The organism is Pseudomonas sp. C2.3V, from assembly GCF_058536325.1.
Genome location: NZ_JBZUBN010000001.1, coordinates 1,227,901 through 1,247,928, shown reverse-complemented (window position 1 = coordinate 1,247,928; position 20,028 = coordinate 1,227,901). Strand labels below are relative to the sequence as shown.

Genomic DNA, 20,028 nt, shown 5'->3' with positions numbered 1-20,028 from the left:
GTGCCTACGGCCCGGTTTTAGCGCGAAAGGATTATTTGTAGAACAGCCTGGTAGCATTTGTACCGCCAGCCGCCACGTCAGCGATGACTCATCAGCCTGCTCCACCCAACCTGCAAGGCATGCAGGCTGGATAAGGCGCTCTACGCCGAGGCTAAGACGTTTTATAGGCGAACAGACTTACATCAGCATTAACCCGCTCAGGCGTCTGACGCGCCGGGACACGGCTTCTTCAAAAACACTGGATTTGGACTCGATCAAGCTGAACCAGTCCCGGGCCCGGGTGATACCGGTATAGATCAGCTCCTTGGTCAGCACTGGGCTGATCGTATCCGGCAGGATCAGCGCCGTATGCGCGAACTCGGAGCCCTGGGATTTGTGCACCGTCATGGCAAACACGGTTTCCACGGCAGATAACCGGCTCGGCAAAATGAAGCGCAGACCGCCGCTACCGTCGTTGCGCGGGAATGCGACCCGGATTGCCTTGCCTGATCGATTGGCAGGCTCGGGCATACATAAGGCAATGCCGATATCGCCATTCATGAGGTTCAGGCTGTAGTCATTCTTGGTCACGAGTACCGGACGGCCCTCGTACCAGCCCTGGTCCTGGCTGATAAGCCCGGCACTGAGCAACGCCTTGGCAATCCGCTGGTTAAGGCCCTCCACACCCCACGGTCCTTTACGTACCGCACAAAGCAACTGGAACTCATCAAATGCGTCCAGCACGGCTTTGGCCCAGGCTTCCCAGACAGGATCATCCATAGGCAGGTCGTAACTGGGCCGAAGCGCCTGCATCACACGTAGATAATGCCGGTAGCCGTGGGGCCCCTTGGGTGAGTGACCATCCAGCACTAGCTTTTCCAGTGCCCTGTCTTCGGCATCGCGCAGCCGCAGGCAGAACAGGTCATCGTAGGTCTTTTTGACCAACAGCTCACGTGCGCCGCTGGCCTCCTGAAGATTTACCCGGCGCGCCAGCTGGCCGATACCGCTGCTGGAATTGAACCGGCGAGAATGACGTAGCATGACGACCTGCTGTGCCAGGGCATGATGCTCCTCGTGACCGTCTTCCAGCGATTCGTCGCTCAGGCACTCCCCGCAGATTTCCTCTAGCCACGCGCGAGTTTCCGGTGTGTAGTAGCCCAGCTCGGCATCACGGCACAGATCGCCCAGCACAGCGCCCGCCTCGACCGAGGCCAACTGGTCCTTATCGCCTAGCAAGATCAGCCGCGCATGTTGTGGCAGCGCATCGAGCAGACAGGCCATCATCTCCAGGTCGATCATGGAGGCCTCATCCACCACCAGCACATCCAATGGCAGCGGGTTACTGACATGATGGCGGAAGTGACGGGTATCCGGGCGACTGCCAAGCAGCCGATGCACCGTAGTAACGTCCACGGGAATATGCGGCCGAACGGTCTCGCTTACACCCAGCGACTGCACCTGCCGCCCGATGGATTCGGTCAGCCGTGCGGCGGCCTTACCTGTGGGTGCGGCCAGGCGGATACGCATGGGCGTTCCCTTCTCGACAGCCGGAGCCTGAAGCAGCGCAAGAAGCCGGACAACTGTAGTGGTCTTACCGGTACCCGGACCGCCGGTGATGATGCTGAACGCGCCTCGCGCCGCCAGGGCACAGGCCAGCTTCTGCCAGTCGGTCACGTTTTTGCCATCGATCAATGGACGCTCCGGAAACAGCGCAGCCAAGCGTGTGCAAAGGTCATCCGGCACAGACCCCAGGCCGGAGAGACGCAGCCGCAGGCATTCGCTGACACGGCGCTCATAACTCCAGTAGCGACGCAGGTACAACCGCTGACCATCAAGCACCAGCGGGCAATCATCCACCTGACCGATGGCCACGATAGGGCTGCTCTCCAGTGCATTCAACCAGTGCTTTACGTTGAGAGCAGTCAGCACTTCAGAAGGAAGCAGAACGGGCTGACGATCCTCATCACCTTCGGGAGGCAGCGACAGAGCCATGTCCGGGTTGCCCAAGGTTTCGGCTAGATCCAGACACACATGCCCATGGCCCAGCTGATGGCTGGTCAATGCCGCTGCCAGCATCACGCTCGGGTGGCTCTGCCCGTCGAGTTCATAAAGAAAGGATACAAAGGCGCGGTCCAGCGGCCTCAGCCAGCCGCGCTCCATCCAACGATCCAGCAGCAAAAACAGATCCGCCATGCGTTCAAGCGGCCGAAAATCTGACACCTGAGGTGTCGCGGCAGTCCTGTTTGGACCAGCATCGGCTGACGCAGGCTCGTCGGCAAAAGGCATATCGAATAAAGAGAGCTGTTCTTGAGTCATGCGTATTCCCCGGTCAGTTGAGAACTTCCCTGAAAGCACAGGTCGAGCTCTTCGATCAGCTCACGTGGTGGCCGAGTAAAGAACACGCCCTTGCTGGCAGCACGACTGCCCCGCAGGAAAAGATAAAGAGCACCGCCCATGTGACGGTCGTAATCGTAGTCTGGAAGACGCGCCTTGAGCTGGCGATGCAGCGCCAGCAGATAAATGACGTACTGAAGGTCATAGCGATGCTCTAGCACAGCGCCCGCCATGGCCTCCTGGGTATAAGCGGCATCATCGGCGCCTAGCCAGTTGGACTTGTAGTCCGCTACGTAATAGCGCCCCTCATGCTCGAACGTCAGGTCAACGAACCCTTTAAACATGCCGTTAAGCAGGCTTCGCTCAACCGAGGGCCGTGGCTTGCCTGGCATGACATAGCGACGAACCCGCTGATCGAGGGCCTCCGCCTCCAGCCGATGGGTAGAGAACCAGAACTCCATTTCGATCTGGTAGTGCGTGAGCTGGGCCAGCGTCACAGACGAGCCCGTTGAGCCGAGCGGTAGACGCCTTGTCAGCAGCTCTTTTAACCAATCGCTCAGGGTAGCAATCCAGCCTTCCCAGCCGCGCCGGTTGCAACGGCGTGCCACAGTGTCTTCGATAAGCTCAGACTGTTCGGCTATGTTCGCAAAACCCTCATTACCCGCCCACTCCAGCAGACCGTGCAAAAACGTTCCCGGACCCGGGCCGCGGGGGAACCGATGCAGGTCGACTCCGCTGCTAGCTGTGGCGGGCTGGGCGTCATCGTCCAGGCGGTCATCGTCGAACAGTTTTTGTGCTTCCGGGCTTTCGGGTGACAGATCGGTATGCAGAACGGCGGTCTCTGCCTCGTCAGTCAGCTCGCCGATGCGCAACGCACTATAAGAGGCAATCCACCAGTGCTCCGCGACTACGCGCCGTGGCTGGCAGGCCTTGAGTTCAGGCCGCACCTCTTCGCGAGGCGCGAAGCGTGCAGTGGTGATTTCCGGCAGCGGCCCCACCGAGATGGCCGGCAGTTTACCTGTCATCTCTTCCAACATGCCTGCCAACACACCCGAGGACGACAGCACCTCTCCTCCGGTCGTGAGATATCCCAGGGCGCAGCGGTGGAAAGCCGACTCCTTGCTCTGCCCGCGCTTAAGGTCAGCCACGCCCATCCAGCAGGCATGCTGCGCGCGTGTCAGGGCGACATACAGCAGGCGCAGATCCTCGGCCAAGCGCTCCTCGTCTGCCGCCATGATAACCTCGGCATCCGGCGTCAGGGTCATCTTAGGTGTGCCGTCGAGGTCGTGATAACGCACCGGAATACGGCTGCCGTCCACTGGACGGAACGAGCAGATAAAGGGCAGGAAGACCAGTGGATACTCCAAGCCTTTGGACTTGTGAATGGTAACAACCTTGACCAGTGCCTCATCACTTTCAAGGCGCAGGATCTGCTCCTCGGCGGTATGGCCTTCGGTAAGGTGCTCCGCCAGATAACGAATCAGGGCCTGTTCGCCATCCAGCTCGGTCGCCACTTGTTGCAGAAGCTCCGCCAGATGCAGGAGGTTGGTCAGTACACGCTCACCGTCAACCCGTGCCATCAGTGTTTGCGGCAACTGAAAGTCATGCAGAAAACGGCGCAACATGGGTAGCACGCCCTGGGTACGCCAGAGGGTCCGGTAGTGGCGGAACTGCATGACCCGTGACTCCCAGGCGCGCTCGTCGTGGTTAAGCCTGTCCAGCTCGGCCAGCGGCAGGTCCAGCGTGATACTGGCCAGCCCGGCACGGAGCACACGATCGACATCCGGCTCGGCGCACGCACGCAGCCAGGAGAGTAGGCAGTGTGCTTCCTGAGAGTTGAAGACCGAGTCTTTGTCCGACAAATAAACGCTACGTACCCCACGGGCCGCCAGCTGACTGCGAATAGCCTGGGCCTCGATGCCGTCCCGCACCAGCACGGCGATATCCGCCGGGCGTAATCCACGCAAGCCTTTTTCCGGATGCTCGAAACCGGCCTTGTCCTGCTGCCCCAGATTGAGCAGGCGCACGATCTCACTGGCCGCCACCTGCGCCAGTTGTGCAAGGTAGGCGGTTTTGGAAACCGGCTCGGTCTCGCTGGGGTGCCAGAGGGTGAGCGCCGGGATGCCCTGCCCCTCAGCCACCAAGCGCTCCTTGCGACCTTGCGCCCTGACGGGAAGGAACGGCAATGGATTTTCATCGTCCTTGCGGAACAGGAAGGCACCGCGCCCTTCCTCATGCTGCTCGGCCTGCTCGAATACCTGGTTGACGGCAGCCACCATGGCCTCGCTGGAGCGATAGTTGGTATCCAACGTATGCAGGCGTCCTTCGGTGGAATAGCGTGCCTTCAGGTAGGTGTAGATGTCCGCACCACGGAACGCATAAATGGCCTGTTTTGGATCGCCAATCAGGAACAGACCGATATCCTGCCGGTTATCCTGTATCCGGTAGATCGTCTCGAAGATACGGTACTGCACCGGATCGGTGTCCTGGAATTCGTCGATCAGGGCCACCGGAAACTGTTCGCGGATCAGTTCAGCCAGACGCTCGCCGGCCCCGTCACTTTGCAGGGCAACGTCCAGACGGGCCAGGAGGTCATCGAAGCCCATTTCCGCACGGCGGCGCTTTTCCAGAATGAAGCGCTGCTTGATCCAGTGCGCGGCGTGTTGCAGGAGTTCAACGTCCGGTTTGGGTAGGCTGTCCAATGCGGCCTTGAGCCGGCTCATTTCTGCCAGCGCGGGATGGTCCGGGGCAGTCGCCTTGGTCCAGACCTCAGCAAATCCCTCTGGCGTAAAGCGCTCGAATCCCTTGCCGATATCAAGCAGCTCAGCGGATTCATCCTGCGCCCAAGCCGTGATCTTTTCGCACCAGGGTACATACCACTGCGCCTTGAGCTTGCGGCCATCCACCACCTTGCGGGCACAGGCGTCGTCACACAACAGGCGCAGCTCTTCAGCCCAGACCGCCCACGGTGCTTTTAGCTCTCGGAGCAGTCCTCGCTTGCGCGTCAGGCACTCATCGATCAGCGTGCCGGGCTCCTTGTCCGCAATGCCTTGCGTCTCGCCCACGATCAGCTCGCGTACGGATTCCGCCAATTGGTCTGGGCTGACCCAATGCTCGCGCACCCAGGCCAGCGATTCACCGCTCAGGGTATAACAGAACCGTCGCCAGTAATCCCGCACCACTTCAGCCAGGAGTTCGCTGTGGTCCGTTTCCAGGGTCTGGTTGAACAGACTGCCACTGTCGAACGCATGCTCGCGCAGCATGCGCTGGCACCAGCTGTGAATGGTGGAAACGGCGGATTCGTCCATCCATTGCGCGGCCATTTCCAGCTTGCGTGCACAGCCAGGCCACTGAGCCTCAGAAAAATCATCCCGTAGCGCTTCGATCAACGCGTCGGGCGCATCGATCTCGCTACGAAAATAGCGGGCGGCCTCGAACAGGCGCGCACGGATTCGGTCACGCAGCTCACGCGTGGCGGCGTCGGTAAAGGTCACGACCAGAATTTGTGGTGGCAGCAGCTCGCGGCCAAAGCGGGTGTCTTCGTCGCCGTGTCCTAGAACCAGGCGCACATACAGCGCGGAAATGGTAAAGGTCTTGCCGGTGCCTGCGCTCGCCTCGATCAGCTGGCTACCGCGCAAGGGGAAGCGCAACGCGAGCGGCCGGTTCTGTTGTGCAGTCATGCGGCGGCTCCTTGTGCTGGCTGCTCACACCAACTTGCCTCGAACATCGGACGATATAAGGCATTACACCAACCCTCGAACTCCTCGCGGGCAGTCAAGGCGGTAAAGTCTGGATATTGGCGCATCAGGGCTGGGCTTTCGGCCCGCTCGCCCAAACTGTTCACGCCGTCGCCTTCATAGGCTTTACGAGCTGCCGCTTGCGCCTTGGCTGGGTCCTGCTCTGCATTGAGCCAGGCGAAGGCGGTTTTCACAGCAACCGGCAGCGGATAGCGCATGCCGTTCTGCCATGCCAACAAAAGATCGCGCAACGCAGCGGCTGCCTGAGCAGTTTCCAGCGGAGCAAGCATCAGGGTTTCATCGGTAGCCACCAAGGCTGTCGTAAGCGGTACGCCACAGGCGGAGGCCGTCAGGTGCACGATCCACGGTCGGATCAGCCGATACCATTTACGTGTCTTGGCCGAACCGATTTCATTCGGAACAGGTGTGATCGCGATCAGACTGCCGTCCGAGCGGCGACGTAGACGTTCAAGCCAACCCTCCAGGCGCAGGCCGTCATGCTCGAAGCTGAGCGGCTGTGCACCTGTAACCTCTTCTGGCCAAGCCACCAGCAGGCCGGTATGGCGTTCAAGCAAGTCAGGCAGTGGCTGGATCAGCTCCTGCTGCATCAGCTCACCAAAGCCTGCCAGTGGCAAGAGACCGCTGCGCTGCAACCGCTGCCCCTGGGCACGTAGCGCCTCTTCGGCGCGTTCCGGTGCCTTCAAAGCGGCATCAAGCAGGCTTTCGCTCAAGGCATACCGGGTCAGGCCGTCGAGTACAAAGGGTTCCTTGTCCTGGGTCGGAATGGCAATTTCTTCGAAATGCACCTTGAGCCGCTGGGAGAAGAAATGTCGCACCGGATGGCGCAGAAAATCCTGTAGCTGATTCAGGCTCAGCGGCTCGTCCTGCTCATGGGGCGGAAGTATGGGTTCCTGGCCTCGCGGCGGCTGCTTGTCGTGCACGGCAAGCCACTCGCGGGCATAGCTGAAAAAGCCCGGCTCGCCCTGAAAATAGCGGATGCTAAAGGGCTGTAGCGGATGCTCCTGAGTCAACGCCTCAAGCAAGCGCTCGCCCTCCTTGCCCTTTTCCTTATCAGGACCCTCATCTATCAACTTCCAACCTGCAGCCAAATGATCACGCAACTGGCCTAGCAGAACGGAGGCCGGTCGCTCACTGTTGTCGCGAATGCTACGGCCAATCCAGCTGATATAGAGCTGATCACGGGCAGACAGCAGTGCTTCCAATAGCAGGTAGCGGTCGTCTTCACGGCGGGAGCGATCGCCGGGGCGATAGTCCTTGCCCATCAGGTCAAAGTCAAACGGCGGCTGGGCGCGTGGATAATCGCCATCGTTCATACCCAGGAGGCACACCACCCGGAATGGAATGGCACGCATGGGCATAAGGGTACAGAAATTCACTGCGCCTGCCAGAAAACGCTGGGACAGCTTGCCCTCATCCAACCCGGCGAGCCATGCCTCACGCACCACCGTAAGCGGCAACGTTTCGTCCAACTGGACCGCCTCGCAGGTGTCCAGCCAGTCTTCACGCAGCTGCTCCAGCTGGCCAAGCAGGTACTCGTCACGTTCGCTGGAAGACACGAAGAACGTGCGCAGCACCATTTGCAGACGCTTGCCCCATACTGCAGGAGTGGCAGGCTCGGCCAGCTCGTCATGGGCCTTGTCCAGCGCATCCATCAAGGTAACCAGCGGGCCGACCAGGGCAGCATCCAAGCCACCAATCTCGTCGAACGGCTCGATTTCATCCCGTGCCACGCCCTGCCCCACGGCATACCCCAGCAACATGCGCCGCAGACCGAAACGCCATGTGTTTTGGGTGAGATCATCCGGAAGATCCAGCCGTGCCCGCTGCCGGGCATCCAAACCCCAGCGGATACCGGCACCCTCGATCCAGCGATGCAGGGTCGTCAGGTCGGTGTCATTCAAGCCGAAGCGCTTGCGCAGGGCCGGGACGTCCAGCAGGTCAAGGATCTCGCTCACCGAAAAGCGGCTTTCCGGCAAACGCAGGAGATGTTCCAGTGCAATCAGGAGCGGATCACGACCACGCTGCCCCTGATCCGCTAACGTAAACGGAATGAAGCGCGGATCATGGCTGTCCAGCTGCCCGAACACGGCGCGAATGTGGGGCGCATAGCTGTCGATGTCCGGCACCATGACGATGACGTCCCGCGGACGCAACGTAGGGTCTTCCGAGAAGCGTGCCAGAAGCTGATCGTGGAGTATTTCCACCTCGCGCTGCGGGCTGTGAGCAATGTGGAAACGAATGGACTGATCTTTAGTGGGATTGACGGCCGGCCAACGCTCGCGGGTTTCACTTAAGGGGCGCAGATCGAGAATATCGTCCTGCAATTGCGCCAGCATGTGCTGGGGCTCGACCTCTTCAAACAGGTCGATCCGTCCGCCGTTTACATCATGGAACAGGCGACGGTAGCCGTCCGGCTCATCAAAACTATCCAGCAGGTTAATGTAGTCACGCCCCTGCTTGCCCCAGCTGGCCAGTAGTGGGTGGCCATGTTGATGCAGCTCGTCCGGATCAAGCGCAGTGGGCATGCCGGGCTTGCGCAGCTGCCGCTTGTATTCGTGGCGCAGCAAATCTTTGTCCGCCACGATGTCACCCCAGTGGTGGCGGCACGGGTTGTGAACACAGAGCAATACCTGGCTAAACCGCGCCAGGGCAGCCAATGCCTCCAAAAGCTGGGCGGGCACCGAGGAAATACCAAATACAACGACCCGCCGCGGCAGGTGCGAAGGGGCTTGTTCCAGCGCCTTCATGGTGCTGATGAAGCGTTGATGCACCCCCGCCCGGCTTTCCGCCATGCCGTCATCGCCCACATCCGCCAGCAAGGCACGCCACAGCTCTGCCTGCCATTGGCATATCGGCGGCAGCGGTACGGCGCCATCACGCAGCTTGTTCAGTTGGTTCTTGCCATTGGCCCAGTCTTCCAGCCAGTCGGCGCGGTACACCTGATACTGATCATAGAGATCGGCTAGACGCTCTGCCAATTGGTAGCGCTTGCGCATGTCGCTGTCTTCATCAAGGAAGCGGCGCAGTGAGGCAAAGCTTGGACGTTCAAGCAGGCTGGGCAGCAGCCGCACCAGACGCCACGTCAGCGGCGTACGATCCAGCGGGGAAGACGCCGGAACGGTATCGCGACCCAAGACCTGTCGGTATACCCGCCATAAGAAAGCCGACGGCAGCTGTACATCAATAGCCGCCGCAATACCGCAGCCGCCTTCGCCATCCTCCGTCGGGTCTTCGGCCAGGGCCAGCTTGAGCCATTGGGCGATGCCGTTGCTCTGCACGAGCACCTGCTCGTTTTCCAAAGGCGCGAGGGGATGATGGCGCATCCAGGCAACAGTCAGATTGCGCAGGTCCTCCAGACGATTGCCGTGAACGACCATAAAACCGGGCGTCAGATGAGCCGCGTCCTGCATGAATAAGCCTCTGGGTAGATCTGGAACTGCAAAAAAGGCGAAGCGTACGGAGATCACGGCTCAAGAGCCAGACCTGTTCAAAGCCACCGGTAAGGTTTTCGTGCTGAATAGCGCTTTCTTGACCTCAGCAATACCACGGCAGACGGGCGTCTTACCGCTCGTCTGTTGAGCAGGCAGGGCCAGCCGGGCCAGCCCTGCCATCGACTCAAAGACGTATATCAACCCGGACCGGCTGAGGCCCGTGCTGAGCGTCTACAAACGCGACCACACGCTCGCCGAGCCGCTGGAAGGTCAGGTCTATCTCCTGCTGGCCCAGGCGTAGCCGTTTCAGCTGAATACGGTCGATGCCAAACGGCAAGCGGGGTTGAGTGATCGTGACGCTTGCGGTGTGCCCATCGATCTCCACGCCCAGGCAAGCCTGTAGCAGCATAAATACCGAGCCGGCGGCCCACGCCTGGGGTAGACAGGCCACCGGATAGGCAATCGGCGCTTCGCCCGGCGCACGTTCGAAACCGCAGAAGAGCTCTGGCAAACGCATCCCGAAATGGGCCGCGGCTTCAAACATGTTTCCGAGCAGACGTACCACCCCTTCCCGCTCACCGTAGCGCGCCATACCGGCGGCGCACAGGGCCACATCATGTGGCCAGACCGAGCCATTGTGATAGGACATGGGGTTGAACCGTACAGCGTCTGGCACCAGGGTCCGTACGCCCCATCCGGAATTGAAGGCGCGGGACAAGAGCTGTTGCGACACGGCCTGACCACGCGCCAATTGAGGCAGCCCCGTAAACAAGAGGTGGCCTGCATTGGAGGCACGCACCGCGCACGACTCACCATGACCATCCAGAGCCAGGGCATAGAACTGCCGACCTTCCAGCCAGAAGTGCTTTTCCACCGCTGCCCGCAGATGCTCGGCCCGTGTGCGCCAGTGCGTGGCCTTATCCTGCTCACCGAGCCATTCCGACAGTTCAGCCATGCTCAGATACGCCTTATAAGCATACCCTTGCACTTCAATCAGTGAGATCGGACCATCCGGTGTACGGCCATCGGCATGGAAAATCGAGTCATGGCTGTCCTTCCATCCCTGGTTGGCCAGACCACTTTCTTCTGCACGGGCATAACTGATGAACCCCTGTGCGTTACGCTCGGCATTACCCTCAACCCAGCGAATAGCCTCTTGCAGTGCGGGCCAGATTTCCTGAATGAATGCCCGGTCGCCCGTACGCCGAGCATAGGCTCCAGCCAGCATGACGAACAGCGGTGTGGTATCCACCCCGCCGTAATAGCGACCGAACGGCAGCTCGTTTAGCGCCGACATTTCGCCCTTGCGCGTCTCATGCATGATCTTGCCAGGCTCGGCATCCCGGAAGCTCGACGTTTCATGAGCCTGATGTTGCGCAAGATAAGACAGCACCCCACGGGCCAGCTCAGGATTCAACCAGAGCACCTGATGCGCCGTGATGATGGCATCACGGCCGAACGGTGTTGAGTACCAGGGTACACCGGCGTAGGGATACGGCCCGCTAGGCAGCTCCGCTGTGAGCAGCGCCAGATCCGCACGGGACTTCTCCAGCCACGCCTGGAACAGACGGCCAGATGCCTTGACCTGAGCACCCCGCCGCTGTCGCCTGCGCATACTGCGCCGCGCTTGTGCAGCGGCCTGCCGATAACGTGCCCGCGAAGGCTGAGCCGGTTCTGGTCCAATGTCGATATACAGCTCCCAGCTTCCACGTTCTTCCAGAGTCACCCTGAACTGCGCGCCTTGCTCGCTTAACTCAACAGGCTGTTCGGAAAAACTGATGGCAGCACGGCGCGGCTGTTCATCAAGCCCAAGATACCGTAGCGTGACACTGCGCTCGGCCATCTGGGTATGCTCCTGCTCGCCCCGATGGCTACGCTGTTGTCCACGCACTTCAAACATGTCTCGGAAGTCCGCGCCAAACTCAAGCTCCAGCGGCACCTCAGTAGACAAATCACTGTAGTTGGCCAGCAGGATGCGCTCATGCACATACCCCTTCCAGACAAAGCGCTTGCGTTCGATGTGAATCACGCCTTCGGGCGTCGTGCTTTCACCCAGCCGCGGCAACGGCTGGTTGGTCTGATGGGAGGTAAAGTAAACATTATCCTGACTGACCGACGCTGACAGCAGCGAGGGTCGCCTCCCCGCCACGGTCAATCGGTAACGGGACACGATGCGGGTATCGTTATGGAACAAGCCATCGTCCCGCCCACCCATGTCGCCATAGGCATCTGCCACCACAAAGGTATCACCCTCCATGAGCACGAACAGGCGTTCGGGATGACGCGCCTGTTCGATCTCGCTTCCTTGCTGTGCTGACTGATCAGACATAAGGATTTCACCCATGGTCGTTACGCCGTTTGCTTGAAGTTGACTTCAGTGTTCCGATTGCCCGGCAGCTGCCGATACAGTTCCAGATAGTGTCTGGCCATGGCCGTGGCGGAGAAGCGCTGCTCGAATACCTCGCGAACCCGACGTCGATCCAGGGTCAGGACCTGCCGCGCCGCCTCCACGGCCTGCTCTTCACTCGTTACGATATACCCGGTCACGCCCGGTTCCACGACTTCCGGCACCGAGCCACAGTGCCAGGCAATCACCGGCGTCCCGCAGGCCATGGCCTCGATCATCACCAGCCCGAACGGCTCAGGCCAGTCGATGGGAAAGAGCAGCGCCCGCGCGTTACCCAGAAATTCGGATTTTTCACTGTCACCAATTTCGCCAATGAACTCCACCAGCGGATCATCCAGAAGCGGCTTGATCTCCTGTTCGAAGTACTTGCGATCGGCGTTGTCCACCTTGGCCGCCAACTTGATGGGAACACCTGCCTGCCGTGCAATGGCAATCGCCCGATCAGGCCGTTTCTCTGGAGACATACGGCCCAGAAATGCCAAGTACCCTTCGCCCATCTGCTCATGGAACCGGTACGTGGACGCATTCAGACCGTGGTGCACGGTGCCATGCCAGTTGGCAAAAGCCAGCGGCGTGCGTTGGTGGTGAGAAATGGACACCAGCGGAAACCGGTGCCAACGCCGGTAGGCTTCCGGCAATCCCTTGAGGTCGAGCCGCCCGTGGAGAGTAGTCAGAGTCCGCTCGGCCAAGGGCTCGAACAAGGGGAAATGCAGTAGATCCACATGAAAATGCAGGACATCAAACTCATCGGCCCGCTCCTGCAACGTGTGCAGCATACTCAAGTGACTGGCAATATCAGACTTGAGCGGTGCAGGGTCCAGTCGTAGCGCCCGTTCGCAACCGGGCACAAGTTGGGCTGATGTGCGGGAGTCAGCGGATGCAAACAGAGTGACTTCATGACCCAACTCGACCAGCGCATCGGTCAGGTGAGCCACCACTCTTTCCGTTCCGCCGTAGAGACTTGGCGGAACGGCCTCGTACAAGGGGGCAATCTGCGCGATCTTCATCAATTAATCTCCTTGAAAAAAGGATGAACAAGGCCAGAAAGGTGCGAATGTTCGCTGGCAAAAATGCCGCGGAAAAATGTAAGGATCAGCCGATAAATTTCAAGCGCTGCCGAGTGGCAAAAGCCGCTCTGCTGACCAATGTCTGGAACCTCCCTGCGTTCAGGCACTCCCTCGTAAACCAGTCGATTCAGGTAACAGCCATGAGCAACATAAAAGGCAAGGTCATTGTCATTACCGGTGCCAGCAGTGGCATTGGCGAAGCCACCGCACGGCTATTGAGTTCAGAGGGCGCGACGGTCGTCCTGGGTGCCCGTCGGCTGGATAAACTGAACGCCATTGCCGAGGGGCTGCGAACCGTTGGCGGTCGCGTTGAGGTGGTGCAGATGGATGTGGCCAGGCGGGATGACGTCGAGGCGCTTATCCAGGCAGCCATTACGGCCTTTGGGCGGGTCGATGTGATGATCAATAATGCGGGCATCATGCCCAACTCGCGACTCGATCAGCGTAAGGTCGAAGATTGGGAGCGCATGATCGATATCAACCTCAAGGGCACGCTTTACGGGATTGCGGCGGTCCTGCCGATCATGCAGCAGCAGAAGAGCGGACACATCATCAATGTCTCGTCCCTGTCCGGCCATCGGGTGCGCCCGACCAGTGCCGTGTATTCGGCAACCAAATTCGGCGTACGCGCGATTGCCGAAGGGCTGCGCATGGAGATGACGCCCTACAACATCCGCAGCACGATTATTTCACCCGGCCCGGTCGATACGGAGCTGCCCAATAGCGTGACGGACGAAGACGTTGCCAAAAGCGTGCGGCACATTCATGAGATGGCTATCCCTGCCCTGTCGGTCGCCCAGTCCATTGCCTTTGCCATCGGTCAACCGGCAGCAGTCGATATCAGTGAAATCCTGCTCAGGCCGACAGCCATGGAATAAAGGCGATTACTCCGCCTCCTGTCCGCGGGAAAAGATCCGAATCACCTCATCCAGGTGCGCCCGCATGGCGGAGCGCGCCTCTTGCGCATTGCGGGCCTGCAGAGCCTTCAGTACACGCAGATGCTCGTCCTCAGAGCGATGGGGCATGTCCTCAGGGGTATAGTGTGCCTGCAAGCGCTGAAACATCGAGCCATAGCGGTGCCCCAGCAGATGCTGGATCATCAGGGCATAGGCCGGATTACCGCTGGCCTGGGCGATGCGGATATGAAACAGGCGATCGCCGGGATGGGTCGTCGAGCCCTCGCGGTTGTCCTGCACATTGCGCTCATAGGCCGCGTGAATACCGGCCAACTCTTCCTCGCTGGCATTGATTGCAGCCAAGGCCGCCGCTTCCGGCTCGATCAGCTGCCGCGCCTGAAGCAGCGAGAACGGCGGGATTTCGGCATTGAAATCCACCTGCACATCCAGCTCAGGATCAGGCCCTACCCACTGGCCGCGCGCCGCCAGCTCCATCACCGGCGCATCGTCCGCCGGGCGCTGGTCATTGGCGCAGACCAGAACGCCATTACCGACCCGCACATCCACCAGGCCGATGACCTCCAGCGCGATAAGTGCCTCACGTACCGAAGCCCGACTGACACCCATTTGCTTGGCCAGCTCCCGCTCGGCCGGCAGGCGACTCCCAGGAGGAAATTCGCCACTGTCGATCAGGCTGCGCAGCTGATCGGCGATCTGACGATAAAGCCTTGGATTTTCAATTGTTTGTATTGGCATCACGTATCCCACTGGTATACATCGCGTCGCTTGCGCTACAGAAAAAACTTGCGCAGCCGCTGACTCACTGCTAAACCAGAGGACCAATGGCCTGACCATTAGCCGCTCGATATGCCCCCAGCATAGCAGCGGTTAACGCAAGCGGGTCATCCTACGAATAATAAAAACAGGAGGCTCTCATGTCCGTTGCTGGAAAACGTGTCCTCGTCACCGCCGCTGCTCAAGGAATTGGCCGGGCCAGCGTTCTGGCCTTTGCCGAAGCGGGCGCTGACGTCATTGCGGTCGATATCAACGCTACCGCCCTCGCCGAGCTTCCCAATGTTCGTACCCATGTTCTTGATGTCACTCAGCCCGATGCTATCCAGACACTTGCCAGTGAGTTAGGCGCTGTTGATGTGCTCTTCAACTGCGCCGGTTACGTGCACAGCGGCACCATTCTCGATTGTGATGAGGATGCCTGGAAATTCTCCTTTGATCTTAACGTCACTGCCATGTACCGGATGATTCGTGCCTTTCTACCGGCCATGATCGAAAACGGCGGCGGCTCGATTATCAATATGTCGTCAGTGGCCTCCAGCGTGAAAGGCGTACCGAATCGCTTCGCCTATTGCGCCAGCAAGGCCGCTGTTCTCGGCCTGACTAAATCCGTAGCGGCTGATTTCGTCGCCAAAGGCATCCGCTGCAATGCGATCTGCCCCGGCACGGTCGACTCGCCTTCCCTGCGCCAGCGTATTGCGGCGCAAGCCCAGCAGGAAGGCCGAGCCGAAGACGAGGTCTATGCTGCGTTTGTGTCCCGCCAACCCATGGGCAGGATCGGCAAGCCCGAGGAAATCGCTGCACTGGCGCTCTATCTGGGTTCCGATGCCTCAGGCTTCACAACGGGCACCATCAACGTAATCGATGGCGGCTGGGTCGCTTAAGGCCACCGCACACCACTTTATCGCACAAGGAAACCGCTCATGAAATTGCTGCGTTACGGGGAAAAGGGTCAGGAAAAACCGGGCTTGCTGGATGCTCAAGGTCAGATTCGTGACCTCTCTGGCCATATTGATGACATCGCGGGCCAGGCCATCACTGCTGAAGGACTCGACACGCTCAGGAATATTGATCAGAGCAGTCTGCCCGTTGTGAACGGTTCCCCTCGCCTTGGCCCCTGCGTGGGCCGTGTCGGCAAGTTCATCTGTATCGGTCTTAACTATGCCGACCATGCAGCCGAGTCCGGATTGGAAGTGCCGAAAGAACCTGTCGTGTTCAACAAGTGGACCAGTGCCATCTGCGGCCCGAACGACGACGTAGAGATCCCGCGTGGCTCCACCAAGACCGATTGGGAAGTTGAGCTGGGCGTGGTGATTGGCAAGGCCGGGCGCTACATCGACGAAGCCAATGCCATGGATTATGTAGCGGGCTATTGCGTAATCAATGATGTATCCGAGCGTGAGTGGCAGATCGAGCGTGGCGGCACCTGGGATAAGGGCAAGGGGTTCGATACCTTCGGCCCGCTCGGCCCCTGGCTGGTCACCAAAGATGAAATAGCCGATCCGCACGCGCTCGACCTCTGGCTGGAAGTGGATGGCAAGCGTTACCAGAACGGTAATACCCGCACCATGGTGTTCAAGGTGCCGGAGCTGATCGCCTACCTGAGCCGCTGCATGAGCCTGCAACCGGGGGATGTCATTTCCACGGGTACCCCGCCTGGAGTAGGTCTGGGCATCAAGCCCGAACCAGTCTACTTGAAGCCCGGCCAGGAAATGCGCCTGGGCATCGCGGGCCTGGGCGAGCAGAAGCAGCGCACGGTTCAGGCTGACTGAAACCATACCCTTCGGGTGATTGGGACGTTTAACCGCGTCGCACGCCCGGAGAAGCGCCCGCTCAACATGCGCTCTCATATGAAGAGCTTTTGAGCGGGCCTCCAACACAGCGTTGACAAGCCCGGCATCAAGGGCTTCCGGAGAACCGATATGACAATAACAATCACCGGTCTTCGCGTAGAGGACATTCGTTTTCCTACGTCCCAGGCATTGGACGGGTCGGACGCCATGAACCCCGATCCCGATTACTCTGCCGCCTATGTGATTCTTGAAACCGACCAGCCTGGGCTCGAAGGCCACGGCATGACCTTTACCATTGGCCGGGGCAACGAGATCTGCTGTGCGGCCATTCAGGCACTGGAAGGTCAGATCAAAGGGCTTGATCTGGAATGGATCACGGCAGACATGGGCCGCTTCTGGCGCCACATGACCAGCGACAGCCAACTGCGCTGGATCGGTCCGGACAAGGGCGCCATCCACTTGGCGACCGGTGCCGTCGTGAATGCGGCCTGGGACCTGTGGGCCAAGCAGGTTGGCAAGCCGGTCTGGCAGCTGGTCGCCGACATGTCGCCGGAAGAATTCGTACGGTGCGTCGACTTTCGCTACATCACCGACTGCATCACACCGCAAGAAGCGATACAACTGCTCACGGAGCGCGCCAAAGGCAAGGAAGAACGCATCGGCCTGCTCAAGGCCCATGGCTACCCCTGCTACACCACCTCTGCCGGCTGGCTTGGCTATCCGGATGACAAACTCCGCCGCCTCTGTCAGGAGGCCATTGATGCAGGCTTCTCTCATGTAAAGCTCAAGGTCGGCCGTGACCTTGAGGACGATATCCGCCGCGTCACCATTGCCCGTGAAGTGATAGGCCCTAACCGACACTTGATGATCGATGCCAACCAGGTTTGGGAAGTCAACGAGGCCATCGATTGGGTAAACAAGCTGTCGTTTGCCAAGCCCTGGTTCATCGAGGAACCCACCAGCCCGGACGACGTAGAAGGTCATCGCGCGATCAAAGAGGGTATTACCCCGGTCAAGGTGGCTACCGGCGAGATGTGCCAGAACCGTATTCTGTTCAAGCAATTCATCATGCGTGGCGCCATCGACGTGGTACAGCTCGATGCCTGCCGCCTGGGTGGTTTGAACGAAGTGCTTGCTGTGCTGCTCATGGCCGCCAAGTACGAGCTACCTGTCTGCCCCCATGCCGGCGGCGTTGGACTGTGCGAATACGTGCAACATATCTCGATGATCGATTACCTGTGCGTGGCGGGCACGCATGAAGGGCGCGTTGTGGAGTATGTCGATCATCTTCATGAGCATTTCGAAGCCCCCTGCGTCATGAAGGGCCCCGCCTACCTGCCGCCCCAGGCACCAGGATTTTCGATCACCATGAAACCGGCCTCGCGCCAGCAGTATCGGTTTCCCCGTAACACTTAGCGGCAGGTTGAGTAGAGGGCCTACCCTTTTACTCAACGAGCATATCGGAGGGACCAGCCTCACCGATCCCGCCGCCCACTGCTTTCAGGAGACAATAACAATGACACGCCCTGAAATACCCAGAATCGACGCACATCAACACTTCTGGCATTACGAGCCGGATCAGTACCGCTGGATCGACAACAGCATGTCGGTGTTAAAGCGCGACTATCTGCCCTCGGATCTCGAGCCGCTTCTTAAAGAACACCAGATGGCGGGATGCATTGCCGTTCAGGCCCGGCAATGCGAGGAGGAGACTGACGCACTGCTGGCGCTGGCTGCGAAACATCCGTGGATTGCCGGCGTTATTGGTTGGGTAGATCTACAAGCGCCCAACCTGCTTGAGTCGCTCGATCGCTGGCAAGGCCAGCCGCGCCTGCGTGGCTTTCGCCACCAGATCCAGGACGAAGCGGACCCGGATGCCTTTCTCGCCGACACCGCATTCAACAAGGGTGTGGCCATTATTCAGGCCCGCGGCTACCTCTATGAAATCCTTATCAAGTCCCCCTCGCTCAAGGCCGCGTACGCCTTTGCCCGAAGGCATGACCGGCAGCCCCTGGTGCTTGATCACTTGGGCAAACCTGATATCACACATGGCAATCTGCAGACCTGGGCTGAGCAGCTGGCGCCGTTGGCTGCCCTCCCCCATGTGCACTGCAAGTTGTCCGGACTGATTACGGAGGCTGGCTGGACAACCTGGCGACCGGACTATCTGGTCGCCTATATGAGCCAGGCGCTGGAGCTGTTCGGCCCGGAGCGCGTGCTGTTCGGATCGGACTGGCCGGTGTGCCGGCTGGCGGGCGAGTACGACCATGTCCATGCCCTGGCTCAGCTGGCCATCGCGCCCCTCTCATCCGCCGAGCAGTCCGCCATCATGGGCGGCAATGCAATTCGCCTGTATGGCCTTACGGTCAATGCACAGGAGCACGCCGCATGAACCTGCATCTGGATGGAAAAGTTTTTATCGTAACCGGCGGCGGCTCAGGGATCGGCGGCGCCATTTCCCTCGGTCTGGCTGACGAAGGCGCTATCCCAGTGATTGTCAGCCGCACACCGTTGGAAGATGACTTCGCAGCCAAGCTGGACGCGCTTCAGCCACAGACACTCTTTATCCAGGCTGAACTGTGCGATGAAATCTCTTGCCGCGCAGCCGTCGAGCAAACCTTGACCCGATTCGGCCGCCTGGACGGACTGGTCAACAACGCCGGGGTCAACGACGGGGTCAGTCTTGAGGCTGGACGCGAGGCGTTTATCCAATCGTTGGAAAAGAACCTCATTCATTATTACGTCATGACCCATCTCTGCCTCGACGCTCTTCGGGATAGCAAGGGCAGCATCGTCAATATCAGCTCCAAGACCGCACTCACCGGCCAGGGCAACACCAGTGGTTACACCGCCGCCAAAGGCGCACAACTGTCCCTTACTCGAGAATGGGCCGCCTCGCTGCTGGCTGATGGCATCCGCGTGAATGCAGTCATCCCGGCCGAGGTCATGACGCCTTTGTACGAGAACTGGCTGAACACCTTTGATGATCCTAAAGACAAACTGGACAAAATCGTCAGCAAGATTCCGCTGGGCAAGCGCATGACCACTCCCGAGGAGATTGCCGACACGGTCGTCTTCCTTCTATCACCTCGCGCTGCCCATACCACCGGGCAATGGCTCACGGTCGATGGCGGCTATATGCATCTGGACAGGGCACTCACATGAGCACTCGCTACTGCATGGCGCTGGACCTCAAGGATGACCCTGCGCTCATTGCCGAATACGAGCAGCTGCACGCGCGTATCTGGCCCGAGATCACCACCCATCTGCGTAACGCCGGTGTGCAGGACATGCAGATCTACCGCCTCGGCACACGCCTGTTCATGATCATGCATGTCAGTGCTGACTTCAGTGTAAATGCCTTCGAAGCCGCCGCCGCGGCCAATCCCAAGGTGCAGGAATGGGAAGCGCTGATGTGGCGATACCAGACACCGACACCCTGGACGCCGCAGGGCAGCAAATGGATTCCGATGCAAAGAATCTTCGCGCTGGCTGAGCAACCGGCCCCGGATTAGCAACGTCCTGCTTGATGTGTGAGCGCTCTAGAAAACAACAATAACTGGAGTCATTC

General features: G+C 59.7%; 13 protein-coding genes. 7 read left to right on the top strand and 6 right to left on the bottom strand.

The features are described from left to right. Positions 1–177: 177 nt before the first annotated feature. The 5 genes from recD to AC4LF3_RS05850 all read right to left on the bottom strand — a co-directional run bounded on the left by recD (position 178) and on the right by AC4LF3_RS05850 (position 12,916). A complete protein-coding gene (recD, locus tag AC4LF3_RS05870) occupies positions 178–2,172 on the bottom strand; it encodes an exodeoxyribonuclease V subunit alpha (RefSeq protein ID WP_491836252.1) in 1,995 nt (664 codons plus the stop codon). A 119-nt stretch (positions 2,173–2,291) separates the two neighbouring features. Next, positions 2,292–5,993, bottom strand: coding sequence for an exodeoxyribonuclease V subunit beta (gene recB, locus AC4LF3_RS05865; RefSeq protein WP_491834932.1), 3,702 nt, complete (start codon positions 5,991–5,993; stop codon positions 2,292–2,294). Next, entirely contained in the window at positions 5,990–9,481 is a 3,492-nt protein-coding gene (recC, locus tag AC4LF3_RS05860; protein ID WP_491834931.1) for an exodeoxyribonuclease V subunit gamma, read from the bottom strand. Before recC ends, recB begins: the two co-directional genes overlap by 4 nt. A 205-nt stretch (positions 9,482–9,686) precedes the next feature. Next, entirely contained in the window at positions 9,687–11,831 is a 2,145-nt protein-coding gene (locus AC4LF3_RS05855; protein WP_491834930.1) for an amylo-alpha-1,6-glucosidase, read from the bottom strand. A gap of 20 nt (positions 11,832–11,851) precedes the next feature. Next, positions 11,852–12,916: a glycosyltransferase family 4 protein gene (locus AC4LF3_RS05850; protein WP_010797509.1), complete on the bottom strand. Its 1,065-nt coding sequence runs from the start codon at positions 12,914–12,916 to the stop codon at positions 11,852–11,854. A 200-nt stretch (positions 12,917–13,116) separates the two neighbouring features. Here AC4LF3_RS05850 and AC4LF3_RS05845 point away from each other — a divergent pair, with 200 nt between their 5' ends. Next, positions 13,117–13,854, top strand: coding sequence for an SDR family oxidoreductase (locus tag AC4LF3_RS05845; RefSeq protein WP_491834929.1), 738 nt, complete (start codon positions 13,117–13,119; stop codon positions 13,852–13,854). Positions 13,855–13,860: 6 nt separating this feature from the next. On the opposite strand, the gene AC4LF3_RS05840 is transcribed toward AC4LF3_RS05845, so the two are convergent. Continuing rightward, positions 13,861–14,628, bottom strand: a complete 768-nt coding sequence (locus AC4LF3_RS05840; RefSeq protein WP_122043185.1) for a FadR/GntR family transcriptional regulator — start codon at positions 14,626–14,628, stop codon at positions 13,861–13,863. 179 nt (positions 14,629–14,807) lie between these two features. Between AC4LF3_RS05840 and AC4LF3_RS05835 the strand changes: the two genes are divergently transcribed. The 6 genes from AC4LF3_RS05835 (at position 14,808) to AC4LF3_RS05810 (ending at position 19,972) form a co-directional block, all read left to right on the top strand. Further along, positions 14,808–15,548, top strand: coding sequence for an SDR family oxidoreductase (locus AC4LF3_RS05835; protein WP_491834928.1), 741 nt, complete (start codon positions 14,808–14,810; stop codon positions 15,546–15,548). A gap of 39 nt (positions 15,549–15,587) precedes the next feature. Continuing rightward, positions 15,588–16,436: an ureidoglycolate lyase gene (locus tag AC4LF3_RS05830; protein ID WP_289923534.1), complete on the top strand. Its 849-nt coding sequence runs from the start codon at positions 15,588–15,590 to the stop codon at positions 16,434–16,436. 150 nt (positions 16,437–16,586) lie between these two features. Next, the gene (locus AC4LF3_RS05825; protein WP_491834927.1) at positions 16,587–17,873 is read left to right on the top strand and encodes an L-fuconate dehydratase; all 1,287 of its coding nucleotides are present in this window, start codon (positions 16,587–16,589) and stop codon (positions 17,871–17,873) included. 100 nt (positions 17,874–17,973) lie between these two features. After that, complete coding sequence (locus AC4LF3_RS05820) at positions 17,974–18,849, top strand: amidohydrolase family protein (RefSeq protein ID WP_491834926.1); 876 nt, start codon at positions 17,974–17,976, stop codon at positions 18,847–18,849. Next, positions 18,846–19,622 (top strand): L-fucose dehydrogenase, encoded by a 777-nt coding sequence (locus AC4LF3_RS05815; RefSeq protein WP_286787003.1) that lies wholly within the window; start codon positions 18,846–18,848, stop codon positions 19,620–19,622. Before AC4LF3_RS05820 ends, AC4LF3_RS05815 begins: the two co-directional genes overlap by 4 nt. Continuing rightward, entirely contained in the window at positions 19,619–19,972 is a 354-nt protein-coding gene (locus AC4LF3_RS05810) for an L-rhamnose mutarotase (RefSeq protein WP_286787002.1), read from the top strand. Before AC4LF3_RS05815 ends, AC4LF3_RS05810 begins: the two co-directional genes overlap by 4 nt. Positions 19,973–20,028 lie beyond the last annotated feature (56 nt).